This window comes from uncultured Ruegeria sp., assembly GCF_947497005.1.
Lineage (GTDB): Bacteria > Pseudomonadota > Alphaproteobacteria > Rhodobacterales > Rhodobacteraceae > Ruegeria.
The window spans coordinates 197,140-215,732 of sequence record NZ_CANMFF010000001.1 but is presented as its reverse complement, the minus strand read 5'-3'; the positions used below and the strand labels follow the sequence as shown (position 1 = coordinate 215,732).

Sequence of the window (18,593 nt, the reverse complement as noted above, 5' to 3'; positions counted from 1 at the left end):
ACAATCTTAATTGGTTACTTTCGATCTGAGGGTTGCAATTGCAAAACCCTGTGCATAAGTTCTAGCCAGCCCTGCAAGGGACAAGGTCCCACGGGGAGGTGAATACATCTCCGAGGCAGCATTCGGCGCCGCATTCTTTGAAGCGGATAAGACCGAGAGCATTCGAAGGGGCAACGAACCGGATCGATTGGTCCGGAGAGTTGCTGATCGTGCTCTCTCCGAATTCCCAACAAGATCCTTTCTTATCGACGATAAAGAGTGTCAAATGAAAGGAGGCGGCTATGCCTGCCAAGAAAACACACAACGACGTCTAGGCGTCCAAAACGCCGATCTGGATGGCGGACAAAGTCATCCAATCCCAGATCAGCCAGATCAAGCCTTACGCCAACAACAACCGCGCGCACGCGGCCAAGAACATTGACAAGCTGAAAGCGTCGGTGGCCCAGTTTGGCTTTGTCACTCCGATCCTTTTGGATGGTTCACGCCGTTTGTTTTTACGGACCACCGCGATACCAAATGCTACCTTCTGGCCCCTTGCGGGGTGTCGCCGCACCATCAGGGTACAGGTGTCGGGAAAGAATTGATGGAGACCAGCATCGAGCACCTAAAATCTATCGGAACTGAAGCCGTGTTCGTGTTGGGTGTCCCGACCTTCTATCCCCGCTACGGGTTTGTCCCAACCGACAAACATACGCCCTACCCGGACCTGTTGACCGCCCCCGAGGCATGGATGTCGCTTGAGTTGACTGAAGGCACCGTAGGGAATTTGAGCGGTAAATCGCAGGCGATCCCGCAGTTCATGGAAGCGCATTGGTGGGATACGTCGCAGCACGGCTGATCGAATAGCGTATACTCAACACAAAAAACTGAACCAGACATTCGCCTCGAATTGGAGAATGTCTGGTTTGGTCCGCAGAGCAGAAATAGTCGTTTTGCGACACAAAGTCTGGTTTCGTTCTTTAGCGGACATCCAGGAAAACTGCTCAAGACAGAGAGTATTTGGTCTCCATCGAGCCACCCCGCTGAAACATAGTCAACTTTTGTTCTTCAAAACTTTCAACTTCTCATCATCTGTCTGTGACCGGATAGCTTACCCTGAACTGGCCGCGGAGCACGCGAAAGATGAACTTGGACTTGCGACTTATAGTGAGAGGTTCATTCGAAATTCTATGATTTTTCCACTTGCTGGATCAAGTTGATCGCCAGGTGTTCAGCGTAGCTGCGCCAACACATCTTCCGCGGCCCTTAATCCTTCTAGGTGGGCTCCGCTGACCGAGCATTGTTGGCTAGGGTGCGTCGCTTCACCGGCGAAGTGCACCCACTCAGCATGAGACTGGCGTAAGACAGCGCGTTTGTCGTGGCCTCCTGGTCTGGCTCCAGCGTAAGAACCACGCACATAAGGTTCATTTCGCCAAGCGGTGGCATGGCCTTTGATGAAGGCTTTTCTGACTGTCGTGCCAAAGAAGCCAACCAATGTTTCGAGCGCGTGTTCTATGGCGCTTTCAGATCCCGCGTCCTGCAAGTGTCTGGAAAAGCTTCCAGAGCTTTCAAAGCTGGTTAGGCCGGTGCTTGAGATGTTGCAAAGAAAACCGCCTCCGCGGGCCACCCAGTTGGCGTCGGGTTCTAAGTGGTATGTCAGCCAAGTATCGGGTTGCACTGGCAAAGCTCCGGGGCGGAAAAGGAGGCCTGCGTGATTGTAATCCCCCATGGTGATAAGCTCGAGTGCCGCGCGTCGATCGGATTCTAGCGGGGGATCAAAGTGGATGATGTCTTCGGCTAGGACGCCGACGGAAACTGTAACAACTACGGTTCGAGCTTTGACCTTGCCAGTGGTCGTAGTAATCTGCACGCCTTCAGTGAGAGATTTTATTTGTGTGACTGGAGTGGCCAATTTAATTGGCAGCCCCTTTGCGGTGCATGCAATTAGGTGTCCGAAGCCTTCGCGGCAAAACCAATCGTCTCCGCCCTCCCAGGCACTGATGTCTCGCAGAGATGTATCCGGCAAATCTCTGGCAATCGACAACGCAAATGTCATCGCTGCCGTGAACGACCAATGCCCTTTGTTCTGCCAAATGTCTGCCAAGGACCGGTCTGTTTGAATTCCGGTACTTGCTTCAATTTCGGCATCGATGCGCGCCGCTTCATTGATCGCGCTATGAAGCTCGTCGACTTCGTCCCACAGAACAGCGTCATCCTCCAAGCCAAATGTCACCGCGTTGTCTGGGGCTGCATAGAGATCAAGGCCGAGTGCGAGACCTGGAGCTTTCAGAGCGTTTACATGTTCGGTGTGCATCCAATGCGCACCCATGTCGAACGGGACACCAAAGATCTCCCTATCCGTGTGTGTGCGCCCCCCGACGCGGTTGGATGCCTCGAGGCAGACAACTGATAGTCCTGCCGCCTTGAGAGCACGAGTAGCTGCAATTCCTGCTGCTCCGGCGCCAACGACAATGACGTCAAAGTCATGAGCTCTCAACGATTTCGCTCCAACAAATAAAGTGACCTGAGAGACAATTTCCGGAGTGAGCTTTCGCTTTTTCGGCTTCGTGAGACCTTACAGGGTTCTGAATTGTCCAAGAATTTTGTAATTTGTGCAGAAGCAGTCATGCGTCGGCGTTTGAGCTTAAATCGCAAACAAATTCTGGAATTGAAACGCCCTCGTATCTAGCAAGATCGAGCGGATCATCCGTGTCAAACTTGCTGCATCTCCGGTATATTTCCAACATTTCAGCAGAAAGCTTGCCGTTCTTAAAAAAATACATCGCTGCGGCATACCTTGTGGCGCCAGAACCAGGCGTTCCGATCGTCGTTGTCAGGAACTGCGTTTGAGTTTTTGCTTCCGACATTTTGAAAATACCTTTAGTCACGATTACGGCTCAGTTGACAATGCGTCATTCAACGAGGCAACTTCATCCTCTCCGGGCGTTACTTCAGAGTTATAGATGGGTAGAATTTTCCTCAAATGGTCGTGATGGGAGCGCACGCCGTACTCCAGATCAGAAAGATAGAAGCCCTCAAAAGCCTCTGAAGCCATGGCTTCGTTGGACCATATCGTCAGCTGAATATCTTCTTCCACTGTTTCTCGATCAATCCGACCGGCAAGGTACCGTGCCGCTTTTTGTTGGCGGTCTTCGTTTGGGTTTCGGTATGTTGCGCTTCGAAGGATGGACTTTTCTGTCGTAACGGGAAATTCTTGATAAAACAGGGTTGTCTCAGGCGTGAACGCTATTACCGCATTTGGAAAAATGCCGTAATAAAGCCAAGTTTTGTGCAAGTACTCAGGCAGGTGAGGCTGTGGCTTTGTGAATTTCTTGTAGTTGCGAACGGCCCACCTACGACCCTTCGTCGGAGTAAATTTTCCATCGGAGCGTGAGATGCCATCGACATATGGTTCGTCTGCGTAAGTCGAGCCATATAAGTCCTGAAGGGCAGGGTGCGCGAGAGGGACATGATATCCTTCGTTGTCGACATCTCTGATTGATTTCCAGTTTACCGGAGTCTCCTCCGTCCATATCCCGTCCGTCGGAACATGTTCGGCCATTTTGTAGGCAGAGATTTCCTGTTCAATCGGGGCAAGAAGTTCCGCTACCGATGGCTGGGGGCCGGGTTTGAATCGGACAAAGACAAAACCTTGCCAGATTTCCATTTCGATTTCTTTCAGGCCAAACTCGTGCTTGTCGAGATCGGGGAAGGACTCGGGGCGGGCGGCGCCACGCAACGTTCCATCAAGATTGTAAACCCAGCCGTGAAATGGGCAGACCAGAGCGTTTGCACATTTTCCTTGCTCTTTAGAAACCAGCCGAGAGCCGCGGTGACGACAAACGTTTAGAAATGCGCGAATGTCCGAGTTACTGTCCTGCAAGATCAAGGCACGTTCACCGCACATGTCGAAACAAAAAAAGCTACCGGGTTCCGGAAGATCCGAAACATGGCAGGCGATTTGCCAATGAGTTTTGAAGAGTTCGCTCTTCTCGAGCTCAAGAAGAGCGGCGCTGTGGTAGCACCACCCGGGCAGCCCGCGCCGGTCCCAATTGGCGGGAATTTCGGTATTTCTGGCTTCGTCGCGCATCTGTGCAATCCGCTTAATTTTGACTTGGTCAGTCAATGTTTCAACTGGGTAGGCGAGTTCAAGCATACAATCTTGAATGCTCAACTTGGTTAGCCACCCTTCAAGTAACTGTAGGTTTCGCTCAGTTTGGGTTGAGCGTCAACATTTTCTGACTGAATGATCATTCAGAAAAAGATTCGAAATAATTCTCGAAGACGATTTAGCATAGTGATTTTCACTGTATTTGCATAAGTTTTGTTCAAATTTAACAGTTTGCGGGGATTTGATCAAAATCTTTCCGGCTGAGCTTGACAGCGAAGAATTCATCAGACTACCGTTCTGAATGACCAGTCAGATAAAAATATGACGGCTGGAGGGGGATGGGGTGCATAATGATCGCGCCCGCGACGCAGGGCGCGATCATTCGAAATAGTGTCTAGCAGACAAGGCAAGCGAAATTGCTGCAGCCACCACTCAGGGAGAGGAAGCGAAATCATGAGCTCAATCAGGAAAGTTGCCGGGATTACAGTTTTAGCAGTAACGGCTACTGCAATGTCGGGATCGGCATTCGCGCAAGAGCGTGTGTTGAAGGTTACGAATTGGGGAGAGTACATCGCTGAAGACACTATTGAGAATTTCGAAAAAGAATACGGCATCAAAGTTATTTATGATCCGTATGACTCTGCCGAAGCAATTGATGCCAAGCTGCTGGCAGGAAACAGCGGATATGACGTGGTTAGTCATGCCGGCAGTGATACGGCTCGGCTGATTAAGGCGGGAATCGTCGCTCCACTTGATATGTCGAAGCTCGATAACATTAAGCACATTGATCCGGCCATTTTGGAACAGCTGGCCAGCGAGTGGGATCCAGGCAACCAGCACTTCATTCCGTATATGTGGGGAACGCACGGGGTCACATACAACGAAGAATTGGTGAAAGAGACGTATCCTGACGCCCCCATCGGATCGATGGATATGGTGTTCGACCCTGTGCACATGAAAGAGCTGTCCAAGTGTGGCGTTTCGTTCTTGGATTCTCCGGGCGACATCATTCCAATGGCTTTGGCGCATATGGGTTTGGATGCAAACTCCACAAACAAGGAAGACTATGAGAAAGTTGGGGAGATGCTGGCGGAAATTAGGCCGTACATCAAAACCTTCGATAACTATGCATATCAGCGGATGCCTCAGAAAGAGTTCTGTGTCTCAACCACTTGGGGCCCGGATGGCCTTCTTGCGATGTCCGGTGCAGCTGAAGCCGATACTGGTGTCGTGCTAGACTTCTTTTTGCCCGAAGGTGATCGCACAGCACAGCTATGGATTGATGGCTGGCTGATCCCGCAAGACGCTGCCAACAAGGAAGACGCACATCTTTTCCTCAATTACATGATGCGACCTGAGGTTGGAGCCAATGATAGTAACTTCACTTGGTATGCGACTGCCAACCTGACAGCCAAACCAATGGTTGATGAAGCCGTCACGTCTAGCCCGGCCGCTTTCCCGACATCAGATCAGGTTGCCAAGATGTATACGACTGCGGTTCTTCCTCCCAAGGTCGAGCGTTTGCAGACGCGCACCTGGACTGACTTCAAGGCCGGTAACTGATCCACTCACACTGGCAAGTGCAGTAGCGGTTCCCATCGGATCGCTACTGCACCCTCCAATCCATACTGGCAGACTGCGAGGCCCAAATTGACTGTTTCCACAACTGTCAGTGCAGCACCTTGGCTCGAGCAAAAAGAGCAGCAACCCTTGGTCCAAATCAGAGGTGTAACCAAGAAATACGGTGAAGTGACTGCGGTCGATAACGTCGATCTTGATATCTACAAAGGAGAGTTATTCTGCCTTCTGGGTGGATCAGGATGCGGAAAGTCGACACTGCTCAGAATGCTTGCAGGGTTTGAGGATTTGAACGCAGGCACAATTACGATCGACGGTGTCGATATGGCCGATGTGCCCGCCTACGAACGTCCAACCAACATGATGTTCCAAAGCTATGCGTTGTTCCCGCATATGACCGTCGAAAAAAATGTGGCCTTCGGGTTGGAGCAAGACCATATCCCCAAGTTCGACTTAGCGGACAGGGTTCACGACATCCTTAAGCTCGTTGAGCTGGAAGATTTCAAAAAGAGAAAACCCAAGCAATTATCTGGCGGACAACGTCAGCGCGTTGCTTTGGCACGGGCCTTAGTCAAACGTCCCAAGTTGCTGCTCTTGGATGAACCTTTGGCTGCGCTTGACAAGAAACTGCGTAAGCAAACGCAGTTTGAACTCGCAAACATTCAGGACAAGGTCGGTGTCACGTTTATCGTTGTGACCCACGATCAGGAAGAAGCAATGACCTTGTCCTCGAGAATGGCTGTCATGGACGCGGGTCGTTTCAAGCAGATTGGCACGCCAACAGAGATCTATGAGTTCCCTGAATCCCGCTTTGTCGCTGACTTCATTGGGTCAGCAAATATTTTTGAGGGCAGGGTAACCGAGGACGGGGCGGACCATGTTCGGGTTGAGACCGAGTTCTGCGAGGTTTTTATCGATCACGGTCATTCGGTAAAGGTTGGCAGCAAAATTTGGGTCGCGTTGAGGCCAGAAAAAATTCGTCTTGAGAAATCGGATGAGGCCGCTGAAGGCTCTAATCAGACATCGGCAGTCATCGACGACGTTGGGTATTTGGGAGAGACATCAATCTACAAGGTAAGGCTTCCCAACGGCGAAGTCTTCGACGTCACTCGACCTAATCAGTCTCGCCCGACGCAGGCTACACAGCGAATAACTTGGGAAGACAAAGTGAATATTAGCTGGGATCCGTCTAGCGCCATGTTGCTCCACTCATGACGGATTTCACGGAGGATATGTCCGAACCGCTTCCGGTTGAACGACAGCCAATACTCCGTTTGGCAATGCGGCGTATACAAAGCAGGTGGCGTCAGATCGTTACCGTCTTGCCGTTCTTCTGGCTGCTCGTTTTCTTTCTAGCGCCGTTCTTTATCGTTACCAAAATAAGCTTGGCCGAGCTAGCGATTGCAAGCCCTCCATTCACCAGTTTGATTGAGTGGACGGGCGACGGGATCGTGACGATCCGTCTAGTATTCGACAATTTTATCTACATCTGGGAAGACAGCCTGTACTTTGATACTTACGTCAATTCTATCAAAATTTCAGCGACTTCCACGTTGTTTTGCCTCTTGTTTGGTTACCCAATTGCCTATGCAATCGTGCGATCAGGGCCGGTCGCGAAGCCGCTATTGTTGTTTGCTATAATTCTTCCGTTTTGGACGTCTTTCTTATTGCGGGTCTATTCATGGATGGGCCTGCTTGCGGATCAAGGCACGATCAACAATCTTCTGATAGCGCTGGGTATAATCGACGAGCCGATCCGCATGCTGTACACGGAATTCGCCGTTTATATCGGGATCGTCTATACTTATATGCCGTTCATGATCCTGCCGCTCTACGCGAATATGGAGAAGTTGGACAACAGTCTGAACGAAGCGGCAGCCGATCTTGGGTCCCGGCCAACGAACACGTTTTTCAAAATTACTTTGCCGCTGACGATGCCCGGTATTGTCGCTGGTTCGTTGTTAGTCTTCATCCCTGCGACCGGGGAGTACGTTATCCCCGACCTGTTGGGGGGCGGGAACGTGCAGATGATTGGCCGGGTTCTCTACAATGAGTTCTCTAGAAACAGTGATTGGCCGGTCGCTGCGGCGGTGGCGATTGTTCTGCTTATCATTCTGGTACTGCCCATCATGGTGTTCCAGCACTACCAGGGCAAAGCATCGGAGGAGCAATAAATGTACGCTAAACGCTCCCGCTTTTTGACCATCATGCTGACCTTGGGATTGGCATTCTTTTACATCCCGATGATCCTTTTGGTCATTTACTCGTTCAACTACTCCAAACTCGTACCTGTTTGGGGAGGATGGTCCCTGCGTTGGTACAAGGAGCTCTTCCAATCTGCCGAAGTCTGGAGTGCTGTTGCACTCAGTCTTCAGATTGCTGTTGTGAACGCTACTTTTGCGACAGCGCTCGGAACCTTGGCAGGACTGGCTATGGTGCGCTTTGGGCGGTTCAAAGGGCGGACGTTGTTTGGTGGTATGTTGGTCGCCCCTTTGGTGATGCCCGAGGTGATAACCGGATTGTCCTTGTTGGTTTTCTTTATTTCCCTGAACCAGTTGATCGGATGGCCGGCGGAACGTGGTTTTGCGACGATTACGATCGCGCATATAACCTTTTCAATGGCTTACGTGGCGGTGACAATTCAGGCACGTTTGACCGGCGTGGGGCAAACTTTGGAAGAAGCGGCTGCCGATCTTGGAGCAAAACCTTTCAAAGTTCTGACTGCCATCACGATCCCACAGCTGACACCAGCCCTTATTTCCGGCTGGCTATTGGCGTTTACTCTGTCTCTCGATGACCTGGTCATAGCAAGTTTTGTTACTGGACCAGGTGCAAATACCTTGCCAATTTTGATCTTTTCGCGCATTCGACTAGGCCTCAGGCCGGATATTAATGCGCTGGCGACCATCATGATCCTTGTGATTGCCATTTGTGTCGCTATCGCAGCTATAGTTATGTTCCGGCAACAGAGAGCGGATTTGCTGGACAGGCAAATGGCCGAACGAGAGGAGAGTTAAAATGGAGACGCATGAGCTTCAGAAAAAACGACGCACCGAACCTCCTGAAGTTCGTCGCTTGCAGTTGATTATGGCGGCCATCGACTCGATCTCGAAACGCGGGTTTTCTGACACGACGCTTAAACATGTGACCGAAACTGCCAATCTGTCTCACGGCGTTGTGAACTATCACTTCGACAGCAAGGAAGCACTGTATGACGCTGCGCTGGGTTTCCTTGCACAAGAACATTATGAGAATTGGCTAAAGTCTTACGACGATGCGGAACCTACAGCCGCACATAGGCTGGCTGCCATCATTCGAGCGGATTTTGACAAAAGCATCTGCACCCACAAGCGCTTGGCTGTCTGGTTTGCTTTCTGGGGTCAAGCAAAGTATCGCCCTAATTATTTGAAAATACACAATAAATACGACAATGAAAGATACGATCGAATTCTGCAACTGTGTGGTGAATTGATTGCCGATGGTGGTTATGACGATCTTGATCCAGAGAAAACAGCCCGTGCTGTAGAGGCGATGTCTGATGGGGCCTGGCTTAGCTTGATGTTGTATCCCAATGTGGCTGATCGTCGGAAATTCAGGGATGTTTGCATGCTTTCGCTGTCGCGGTTTTTCCCAAAACACTTTCCTGTCTGAGCTAAAAGCCTCGAACAGTAGTACTTCAACACTTTACCTTTTGCATGACGGGGTCATAAAGCGGCCTTAACGAGGCGGTAGCGTCGTATTTCTCGTCGGCAATTTCGACCTGCCATTGCCCCGTTGCGACTACGTCTGCAGTCAACGGTTCGCCAATCTCTGCAAAACCAATACCGACAGCAGCGCCGAGAGTGTGCCCATATCCACCAACTTGAATATATCCGACTTCCTTGCCGTTTAGATAAATCATCTCGTTGCCGTACATGAGAGGCTCTGGGTCTTTGAGCAGGAACTGCAACATTCGGTTCTTGGGCGTGCCTTTTGCTTTGATTGCGGTTAGTGCTTCCCTGCCGATGAAGCCACCGGGTTTGTCCAGTTTGATGGCAAACCCAAGCTCGGCCTCAATTGGGTTGTCTGTGTTGTCCACATCAATTCCGAAGTCACGGTAAGCCTTCTCGAGGCGCAGGGAGTTAAGGGTTTGCATCCCGGCATTGCGAACGCCCAAATCACGACCTTCATCCATAATCAGATCGTAAGACTGTACTGCCTGAGTGGCAGGCACGTGAAGTTCCCAGCCTAGTTCGCCGATAAAGGTCACGCGATAGGCCATAGCTACGGCGTACCCGATGTCGATTTCTCGAGCAGTCATGAAGGGAAAACCTTCGTCGGACAAATCAGCACCAGATATTCTGCTCAAAAGTTCGCGTGACTTTGGACCGTGAATGTTGATTTGGCAGCGCCCTGCGGTGATGTCTGTGATAACAACGTTCTCATCGCCCAGAATGTGCAGTCGCATGCGCATTTCGGTGTGACCCGCCGAGTTTTCACCCACGATGACCCAGTATTTCTGATCGGATAGTCGGGTAACTGTAAGGTCAGCCTCAAACCCACCTCGTTCGTTTGCCCAGGCTGTGTAGACAACGCGACCGGGTTCAACATCGACTTCATTGCAAGAAAGGCGAGAGAGAAGGGCGCAGGCATCCGGGCCTTCGACGCTGAAACACGCCATTGATGTCATGTCCATTACGACGACATCCTCGCGTGCTGCCCTGTGTTCTTCAGCGTGCCATTCAAACCAATTCTGGCGATACCAACTGTATTTCTCGACCTTGGCCTGTTCGGGTGTTGGTGCGAACCAATCAGGTTGTTCCCAACCATTTCCTTCGCCAAAAAAGGCTCCGGCCTGTTTGAGACGGTCATAGAGCACTGAACGCTTAACGTTCCTGGCCGTCTTGTAGTTCTCATTGTGGTAGTGCTGACCAAAGAGCTTTCCCAACAATTCAGGTGTTCTGTCGCGTCGAAAAGCCGGTGTCGCCATTTCACGGGAGAAGCGATTGACGTTGATGCCCGTGACATCGATTGGCGGCAAGCCATCCACCATCCAATGGGCCAAAACCATGCCTGTGCCTGCGCCGTTCAGGATGCCAAGTGAGTTCATCCCACATGCAACCCAGAGATTGCGCAGTTCAGGCGTCGGGCCAACAAGCGGAGCAAGATCAGGTGTAAAGCTTTCCGGTCCGCAGAATAGTTTTTTCACTCCGTAGTTCATGGTGTCAGGTACGCGCGAATAGGCCTTCTCCAGGTCGGGTCCAACACGTTCCCAGTCTGGCTCGATCTCTCCAAATTGCCATTCATCCGGGATGCCATCGAGCTTCCAAGCCGCAGCGCCGGGTTCAAAGAGCCCCAACATCATCCCACCGACTTCTTCGCGGTAATACGTGTACGTAGAAGGGTCTTCCAGAACAGGCAGATCGCGGGGTAGGCCCGGGATACTCTCCGTTATCAGATAGTAGTGTTCAGCCGCCTGGAGGGGTAGATTTACACCGTGTTTTGCACCCAGTTGGCGAGACCACATGCCACCACAGATCACAACATTTTCCGCTGCTATGGTGTGACCACTTGCGGTGCGGACCCCTGTCGCGGTGCCGTTACTGGCCAAAATCTCTTCAACCCGCATGCCTTCGTAGAAACGTGCGCCTCTGTTTTTGGCTCCCTTGGTCAGAGACATTGTCACGTCCACAGGGTTAGCCCGACCGTCCTCGGGAATTAGGAATGCTCCAACGACGTCTGATAGGTCCCCAATAGGGAACATATCCTGCGCTTCTTTTACCGAGACTTCATGGTTATTTATCCCAAAACGCCGCATGAAGGCTGCGACACGGCGCATCTCATGCAGGCGTTCTTCGTTGGTTGCAATTTGCAGATATCCAACGTCGCGGAAACCTGTGGATATACCGGTTTCCTTCTCTAGGTTCGCATAAAGGTCCCGCCCATGCGTGTAGATGGCGCACTCAGCTTCCGACTTGAGAAGGCCGGCTACAATCAGACCTGCGGCGTGCCAAGTGGTTCCTGATGTCAGTTGCCCCTGTTCCAAAACCACAACATCGGTATGGCCGAGCTTAGTAAGGTGGTAGGCCGTGTTCGCGCCGATAGATCCCCCGCCAATGATCACGGTTTGGACATGCGTCGGAAGGATGTCGTCCATGGCAAGAAATTCCTATCTTAGCGTTCTTTTCTCCGAATATCACTCAATACGATTAATGTCTATTGACTGAATAGTCATTCAATTAAAATCATATCACTGACCTGCGATTTCGCAATAAAGCTTGTCTGAGCAGGGGGAAAAGGCTTCACTACAATGATTGACTGACAATCAGCTGCGGGGAAATTCTATGTCAGACGAAATCCTATATGATCGACAGGTGATCAACTTTCTGGAGGAGCTTTGGGGGGAGGGGTTTCTTTCACCGGGAGGCCCTGAAGAAGTCGTTCGAGTTGTTGAGAGGATTGATCTGAGGGATAAGCATATTCTCGATATTGGCTGTGGTTCTGGGGCTATCGCGGTGTTGCTGGCACAGGTACTCGGCGCTGCCAATGTGACCGGCATTGATGTAGAGGCCCCAGTATGCGCAGCTGCGAGAGACCGAGTTAGGCGGGCAGGTCTGGAAGGAAAGATCGAAATCATAGAGGTCACCCCAGGCCCAATGCCATTCGAAGATGGTACTTTTGACGTTGTGTTTTCCAAAGACTCGATCATTCATATCCCCGACAAAGTAGCGATGGCCACGGAAGCGTATCGCGTGCTTAAACCGTGTGGTTATTTCGCGGCTTCTGACTGGTTGACCAATCACGACGGGGAAATGTCACCTGAGATGGCGCACTACGTAAAGATGGAAGCCTTGGAGTTTCAAATGGCGTCGCCCTCTAAGTACCGCGCTGCTATGGAGATGGCTGGCTTTGAGGATGTAGAGTTTGTCAACCGCAACCCTTGGTATGCTCAGGTATCCGCTGCGGAACTTGACGAATTGACCGGACCAAACCGAGCCGACTGGGAAGCCCGGCATGGTGCGGAGTTTATCGAACATCAGATCGAGATTTGGGATGCTATGCAGCCCGTGTTGAAAACCGGAGAGCATTGCCCACATCACATACGTGGTCGGAAACCAGCCTGATCGGACAGGCTTCTTGTCTTAGCGCGTTGACTGTTATGTGTCGTAGCCCTTGCTGACCTGCGCCATACCAGCCTCCATGATGTCGAACATTTCGTCTATCTGCGACGGAGTTATGATCAGGGGCGGCGAGAACACTGCCATGTTTCCAAAGGGGCGCAATAGCAATCCCATCTCCTCGCACGCATCATCCAGTTTCTGCCCAAACTTCACATGCGCTTCGTAACTCTCGACGTTCAGTCCGGGGCGGCATTCTATGCACCCGAGAAACCCATCACCGCGCACATCCCCAACTATCTGAAACTTTTCCTTAATTTGATGTAGGCGGTCCTGGAAATGCGGTGTGACGCGTTGAACGTGTCCTAGAATATCCTCGCGCTCCATGATCTCGATGTTTTTGATTGCAGCCGCGCAACTCACCGGGTGCCCTGAATAGGTATAACCGTTATAGAAAACATCGTCGCCCGGTGCTTCGGAAATGCGTTTCGTTACTGAGTCCGAGATCACGCAGGCGCCTAGTGGCAGGTAACCTGAGGTTAAACCTTTTGCGCATGTAATAATGTCAGGGACGATGCCAAAGACGTCTTCTGAGGCGAACCAATGTCCTAATCTGCCAAAGCCAGTTACGACTTCATCCGAAATGTACAGAATGTCGTTTGCCCGGCAAATTTCGAGCGTGCGCTTGTGGTAGCCCGGAGGCGGAACGATAACACCGCCGGAACACAGGATCGGTTCGGCGATAAAGGCGGCAATACGGTCGGCGCCTACGTCAGCAATCAGGTTCTCAAGGTCGGCGACTTTAGCGTCGCACCAGGCATCAACACTCATCCCTTCTGGCCGGTGGTAAGGGTTCACGTCAGGAAGGAAGCGCACCAGATCCTGAGCTTTTTCAAAGCTTGTTTCGAAACGTTCTTTTCCAGTGACAGTAGCGGCGAGAAAAGTGGAGCCGTGGTAGCCTTTTTCCCGTCCAATCACGATTCTCTTTTCCGGTCGGCCGAGCCGTTTATTCATGAAAAGCGCGGTCCGCAACGCGGTATCAACGGCCGTAGACCCACCGGTAGTGAAGTGCACTGTGTTCAGATCGCCCGGTGTGCGTTCTGCGATCATTCGCGCCAAAACGGCCGCGGGTTCAGTCGTAAACGACCACGGCGACGCGTAAGGCATCTTCATAACCTGTTGGGAAATGGTATCGGCCATCTCTTGTCGCCCGTATCCGATCTGCGTGCACCACATACCGCCGGGGCCATCGATGTACCGCTTCCCGGCGGCATCCCAAAGGTAGATACCATCCGCTGTATTTACCCGCATGTACTCGTCGGACCCAAAGCCGTCAGTTCCGGCCCAAGGATGTAGGTGATGGTCGCGATCCCAAGCGACAAGGTCGCCGTCGTTTGGTGTATTGCCTAGGTTGTTCACGTCTGCTTCTCCTTTAAGTGCGAGCCGGTGGCGTAGCTCGTGCGCGGGGCGGTGTGAAAAAGGCTTTGGTGACAGGAGTGAGGCGCGCCATCCTGGTGCGCCATTTGCCTTCTTGCAGAGTGTAAATCTCGGCCTTTAAGCCGGATGACCGGCTAGCATCCGGCATACGGACATGTGCCAACGCGATGTTGCGCTTGGCGGTTGGCGACCAGATTCCGGACGTTATGTGCCCAACTTCTTTCTTGCGTCGATTGTAGATCAATGACCCTTGTGAGGGTTTGAAACCTTCGACATCGAAACGCATGAGGAGGCTTCTTGGACTCTCTCGCTTGGACAGCAGCTCTCGCCGGCCATTGAAATGACCTTTGTTGAAATCGACTAGCCGACCCAGACCAAGTTCGAAGGGTGTTTGGCCTCGGTGCAACCGTTCGGTCCCATGAACTGGTTGAAAATCCACACCTGCGGTCAGAAACCCCGCTTCGATGCGGGCCAAATTTACAGCTTCGTATCCAATAGCGCGTAGTCCCTGATGTTCGCCGCCTTTCCAAATTCTGTCCCAAAGCGCTTCTGCCTTGTCCCAGTCGCACCAGAGCTCGTAACCTAAATCATAGGTAAAACCCGTCCGCGAGATCATGAGATTGTGGTCAATTTGAGCGAGATCGAACGGCTTTAGCTTACTGACATCAAACCCAGCGGCCTCCAGAATTGCATAAGAGGTCGGCCCTTGCAGCGAAAGTCCAGCAACACTGTGAGTTTCGTCGACGACTGAAACGTCAAAACCCCATGCAGCATCGAGTAGCCATGTCAGCATTTGTTCCTGACAGCAAAGACGCCAATTGTTGTCGCCAAGGTGGAAAACAGTCCCGTCATCGATGACCATACCCTCTTCATCGCACCAGACCACGTACCCCACGCGACCAACGCTGATTTTTCGGACGTCCCGTGTCACGAGGCGATTGAGCATCGCTGTCGTGTCCGGCCCGATCAATCGGTATTTGTGCATTGGTGAGATGTCGAACAAGGATGCCTGATTTCGCAGCGCGAAGTACTCGAACTCGACACTGTCCAGCACACCTGGGGCGGCAAAGCCGGCCCAATCGTACCAATTTTGTGCGCGATTTTGCTCTTCGAGTTTTTTGTGAAACGCCCCGGGTATCAAACCTAGTTTTGGATCGGTAAAGATGCTCATGGCTGAGCCTCCAGTGCTGCCAGCGCCGCATTGCGACCAGCGAGGCCCATGACATCACCACCGGGATGCGTTGCTGCACCGCATTGGAACAGCCCTTTCGGCCCCATGGAGTATCTGGACATCCCGTTCGCAGGCCGAAGTGTCAGGAGCTGGTCCAAAGACATTTCCGCATGGTGCCAGTGCCCCCCCGGCGCTCCGGTTGCGCTTTCGATTTGATCCGGTGTTATGACCTGCTTACCTGCAATTTGATCACCCAAGCCGGGCAGGGCGCGGCTAAGAGTTTCAACTGTAATTTCCGCAAGCTGTTCCTTGGCCGTCTCAGTCCAGCCGCCTTCAAGGTCAGATGGTGCATATTGCACTATGGTTGACAACCAGCTTGCCCCATCCGCTGTCTGCATTTTGAAGGCTTCAATCACAGGTGCTTTCGACATTTGACGATACTTAGCTGGGTTAAACGCGGCTTCGACGTACCCCACAGAAGGGGCATAGATCAGACGTTCGTCTGCTAATTCGTCGGGCAGGCCGGGCAGGGGGGAGCTATCCTTTAGCCGTAGGTTGACCTTAGCCGCTGTTCCACGAGCCCGGATATTTCGAAATTGCCGAGTCGTTTCGATGTCAAAAATAGAGTGTCCGGTCATTAGGCTTGTTAGTTTCGGAGCGAGATTGCTGAGCACAATAGGTGTCGAAATGGTTCGTCCATCGTTAGTTGCCACTCCGGAGACTGTGTCGTCGTCCAACAGAATGCGAAATACCTCAGTTTCCGGCATCAGCACGCACCCCGCCTTTTGTGCGGCTTCAACCATCAAATCGGTCAGCGCGGACATCCCACCTGCTGGTTGTGTGATGTTACCTCCGTGGCCCAGCCGATAAATCAGATTGAACACGGTGCCCGGAGATCGCGGACCGGTGGCTGACCCCCAGATTGCATCAGCAGCAAGCATTCCAGCCACCGATCCTTCCGGCAAGTCATCAAGTACAATGTCGTGGACATTGGACAAAACGACCTGCAAGAAACGCCGCATTTCGGGTTTTCCAAGCTTTTTCAATCCGATGCCCAGTTTTGCCAGGCGCAAAAACTCATTCAGCCCACCCCGCGAAAGGATGGCTTTTTGACCGCCGGGTGGTGGGGCCTCGGCGAGTTGGCGCAAAAGGCCCCCATATGTAATCAACTGCTGTGTCAGATCGGTCCAGGCGTCGGATTCCGGGTGTTTTGCCCCTTCGCTCCAAAAGACGCCTTCGTTCTTGAAGACGATATGCCGCCCATCCTCAGACAAAGAAACCGTGGAGACGGGTTTGCCGGACAGGACAGGGTGTTGAGGATCTATGCCGATGTCACTCAAGACCCGCGGGCTCAGGTTATATAGCGAATGGGCCAGAGTCGGGCCGCCATCCACGGAATAAGACGCCATGCCGCCGAACCTGTTGGATTTCTCAATGATACAGACATTCTTGCCGCGTCTACCAAGGAGTGTTCCGGCAATCAGGCCGTTTACACCCCCGCCAATGATAATCGCATCAAATTGGCTCATGCGGCATACCCTTTCATTCGGCCATGCCGTGTTTCTCTCCTAAGAATAGCGCGGGCAGCGTTCGCACCGGGGGCGCCCATAACCCCTCCGCCCGGATGGGCGGACGAACCGCACAAATAAAGCCCCTTGATGGGTAAATCGTACTGCGACCAACCCGGGACGGGCCGATTGAAGAAAAGCTGATCAAAAGTCAGTTCGCCTTGGAAAATGTTGCCCTCTGTCAGACCGACCTCGCGTTCGATTTCCAATGGTGAACGAACTTCCATATGAACAACACGCTCGCGAATGTCGGGACACGCCACAGACATCTGGTCGAGTACAGTTTCTGCTATCGCGTTGCGCTGCTTTTCGTCCCAATTCTCGGCAGATCTAACGCCGTCGACTTCTATATCATAAGGAGCATATTGGACGAAAACCGTCATCATGTGGGCACCTGTCGGCGCCATAGTCGGATCAATCTGGCTAGGGATGAGCATGTCGATATAAGGCTTTTCCGACCAGCGCCCGACTTTCCAATCATCATAGGCCTTTTCAAGTTCAAGGAGGCTCTGCGATACATGCAAATCACCCCTGAGGAAGCTGGTGTGCTCGGGTGCTGCAGGGAAATTTGGAAAGCGGTCAAGCGCAATATTGAGCTTTGCCGAAGACCCACGAATTTTGAAGTTCCGCACCGCCTTGGTGAATTCATCCGGTAACTCGGCCGCGTCAATATGGTGCAGAACAGTGCGTTTGATATCCATATTGGAGGCAACGACAGGGGCATAATAAACCTTGCCGTCCTCAAGAGCTACGCCTTCAACGCGTCCATCTTTGCTGAGGATTTTCTCAACCCCTGAACCTGTGTGAATCGTACCTCCGTGCTCTTTGAATGAGGCCGCAATCGCATTCGAAATCGCGCCCATCCCGCCGCGCGCGAAACCCCAGGCACCGATGCCGCCATCAATGTCACCCATGTAGTGATGAAGAAGTACGTAGGCCGTTCCGGGCGAGTACACTCCGAGGCCGGTGCCGATAATGCCTGAGCCTGCCAAATGGGCCTTAATCAAATCGTTTTCGAAATGCTCATCCAGAAAGTCACCAATGGACATTGTCCAGAATTTCAGCGTTTCACCAAGCTCCCGACTACCCAGGCCATTTGCTTTTTTTACGAGGTAAGCCAGTTCGCCGAGATCGCGCGGGTGGAGAGAGGCGGGGTCCGGTGCGTCCCGAAGTAGAAAGGGACGGATGAAACGGCATTGCCTCATGATGGATCGCGAGTAACCGCGATAGGCGTCGGCATCTTTTGCGGAATGACGCGCCATTTCACGCTTTAGTGCGTTGTGATCGGAATAGTAGGCGAAGTAATCCCCATCGCGAGTAAAGCTCGCGCCACCCTCATACGGTATAACTTGTAGCCCGTATTTTGGTAGCTCAAGGTCCCTGGCAATCTCACGCCGCAGAAGGGAACAAACGTATGAGCAATTCGAATACGTCCAACCCTCGTGCAGTGACCGGCTGACTGCCGCGCCACCAATCCAGTCGTTCTTTTCGACCACCAAAACACGCATGCCAGCGCGCGCCAAATAGGCTGCTGCGGTCAATCCGTTGTGACCAGCACCGGCCACAATCACGTCGTATCTGTTCTCAACCTTCAAATTATTCCACCCCTTTCTATTCCATTTACAGATCAGGTGTGTGTTCGTAAAGTTTAT

Annotated in this window: 16 protein-coding genes; 8 read left to right on the top strand and 8 right to left on the bottom strand. The window is 52.1% G+C overall.

Annotated features, from left to right (window positions below):
- Window positions 1–335 precede the first annotated feature (335 nt).
- Window positions 336–584 carry a ParB N-terminal domain-containing protein gene (locus tag Q0816_RS01055; RefSeq protein WP_298846522.1) on the top strand — a complete coding sequence of 83 codons (249 nt, stop codon included), beginning with the start codon at window positions 336–338 and terminating at the stop codon, window positions 582–584.
- Entirely contained in the window at window positions 542–838 is a 297-nt protein-coding gene (locus tag Q0816_RS01050; RefSeq protein WP_298846520.1) for a GNAT family N-acetyltransferase, read from the top strand. Before Q0816_RS01055 ends, Q0816_RS01050 begins: the two co-directional genes overlap by 43 nt.
- 372 nt (window positions 839–1,210) lie before the next feature.
- On the opposite strand, the gene Q0816_RS01045 is transcribed toward Q0816_RS01050, so the two are convergent.
- From Q0816_RS01045 to Q0816_RS01035, 3 genes are all read right to left on the bottom strand, one after another.
- Window positions 1,211–2,476 (bottom strand): NAD(P)/FAD-dependent oxidoreductase, encoded by a 1,266-nt coding sequence (locus Q0816_RS01045; RefSeq protein WP_298846518.1) that lies wholly within the window; start codon window positions 2,474–2,476, stop codon window positions 1,211–1,213.
- Window positions 2,477–2,603: 127 nt separating this feature from the next.
- Window positions 2,604–2,867 carry a hypothetical protein gene (locus Q0816_RS01040; protein ID WP_298846517.1) on the bottom strand — a complete coding sequence of 88 codons (264 nt, stop codon included), beginning with the start codon at window positions 2,865–2,867 and terminating at the stop codon, window positions 2,604–2,606.
- A 2-nt stretch (window positions 2,868–2,869) separates the two neighbouring features.
- Complete coding sequence (locus Q0816_RS01035; RefSeq protein ID WP_298846516.1) at window positions 2,870–4,153, bottom strand: aromatic ring-hydroxylating dioxygenase subunit alpha; 1,284 nt, start codon at window positions 4,151–4,153, stop codon at window positions 2,870–2,872.
- Window positions 4,154–4,543: 390 nt separating this feature from the next.
- Here Q0816_RS01035 and Q0816_RS01030 point away from each other — a divergent pair, with 390 nt between their 5' ends.
- From Q0816_RS01030 to Q0816_RS01010, 5 genes are all read left to right on the top strand, one after another.
- On the top strand, window positions 4,544–5,653 hold the full coding sequence (locus Q0816_RS01030) for an extracellular solute-binding protein (RefSeq protein WP_298846513.1): 1,110 nt from the start codon (window positions 4,544–4,546) through the stop codon (window positions 5,651–5,653).
- A gap of 147 nt (window positions 5,654–5,800) precedes the next feature.
- Window positions 5,801–6,883, top strand: a complete 1,083-nt coding sequence (locus Q0816_RS01025) for an ABC transporter ATP-binding protein (RefSeq protein WP_298846511.1) — start codon at window positions 5,801–5,803, stop codon at window positions 6,881–6,883.
- A gap of 65 nt (window positions 6,884–6,948) precedes the next feature.
- Window positions 6,949–7,842, top strand: a complete 894-nt coding sequence (locus Q0816_RS01020) for an ABC transporter permease subunit (RefSeq protein WP_298847251.1) — start codon at window positions 6,949–6,951, stop codon at window positions 7,840–7,842.
- Window positions 7,843–8,685, top strand: a complete 843-nt coding sequence (locus Q0816_RS01015; protein WP_298846510.1) for an ABC transporter permease subunit — start codon at window positions 7,843–7,845, stop codon at window positions 8,683–8,685.
- A gap of 1 nt (window position 8,686) precedes the next feature.
- Window positions 8,687–9,319, top strand: coding sequence for a TetR/AcrR family transcriptional regulator (locus Q0816_RS01010; RefSeq protein WP_298846508.1), 633 nt, complete (start codon window positions 8,687–8,689; stop codon window positions 9,317–9,319).
- A gap of 25 nt (window positions 9,320–9,344) precedes the next feature.
- On the opposite strand, the gene Q0816_RS01005 is transcribed toward Q0816_RS01010, so the two are convergent.
- A complete protein-coding gene (locus tag Q0816_RS01005; protein WP_298846507.1) occupies window positions 9,345–11,804 on the bottom strand; it encodes an FAD-dependent oxidoreductase in 2,460 nt (819 codons plus the stop codon).
- A 187-nt stretch (window positions 11,805–11,991) separates the two neighbouring features.
- Between Q0816_RS01005 and Q0816_RS01000 the strand changes: the two genes are divergently transcribed.
- Window positions 11,992–12,771 carry a methyltransferase domain-containing protein gene (locus tag Q0816_RS01000; RefSeq protein ID WP_298846505.1) on the top strand — a complete coding sequence of 260 codons (780 nt, stop codon included), beginning with the start codon at window positions 11,992–11,994 and terminating at the stop codon, window positions 12,769–12,771.
- A 33-nt stretch (window positions 12,772–12,804) separates the two neighbouring features.
- Here Q0816_RS01000 and Q0816_RS00995 read toward each other — a convergent pair whose 3' ends face one another.
- From Q0816_RS00995 to Q0816_RS00980, 4 genes are read right to left on the bottom strand one after another with little or no spacing between them, the layout of a single operon-like run.
- Window positions 12,805–14,184: an aminotransferase gene (locus Q0816_RS00995; RefSeq protein WP_298846503.1), complete on the bottom strand. Its 1,380-nt coding sequence runs from the start codon at window positions 14,182–14,184 to the stop codon at window positions 12,805–12,807.
- Between the two features lie 13 nt (window positions 14,185–14,197).
- A complete protein-coding gene (locus Q0816_RS00990) occupies window positions 14,198–15,373 on the bottom strand; it encodes a glycine cleavage T C-terminal barrel domain-containing protein (RefSeq protein ID WP_298846501.1) in 1,176 nt (391 codons plus the stop codon).
- On the bottom strand, window positions 15,370–16,902 hold the full coding sequence (locus Q0816_RS00985; RefSeq protein ID WP_298846498.1) for an NAD(P)/FAD-dependent oxidoreductase: 1,533 nt from the start codon (window positions 16,900–16,902) through the stop codon (window positions 15,370–15,372). The genes Q0816_RS00990 and Q0816_RS00985 overlap by 4 nt, the downstream gene beginning before the upstream one ends.
- Complete coding sequence (locus Q0816_RS00980) at window positions 16,899–18,536, bottom strand: NAD(P)/FAD-dependent oxidoreductase (protein WP_298846496.1); 1,638 nt, start codon at window positions 18,534–18,536, stop codon at window positions 16,899–16,901. Before Q0816_RS00980 ends, Q0816_RS00985 begins: the two co-directional genes overlap by 4 nt.
- Window positions 18,537–18,593: the final 57 nt, after the last annotated feature.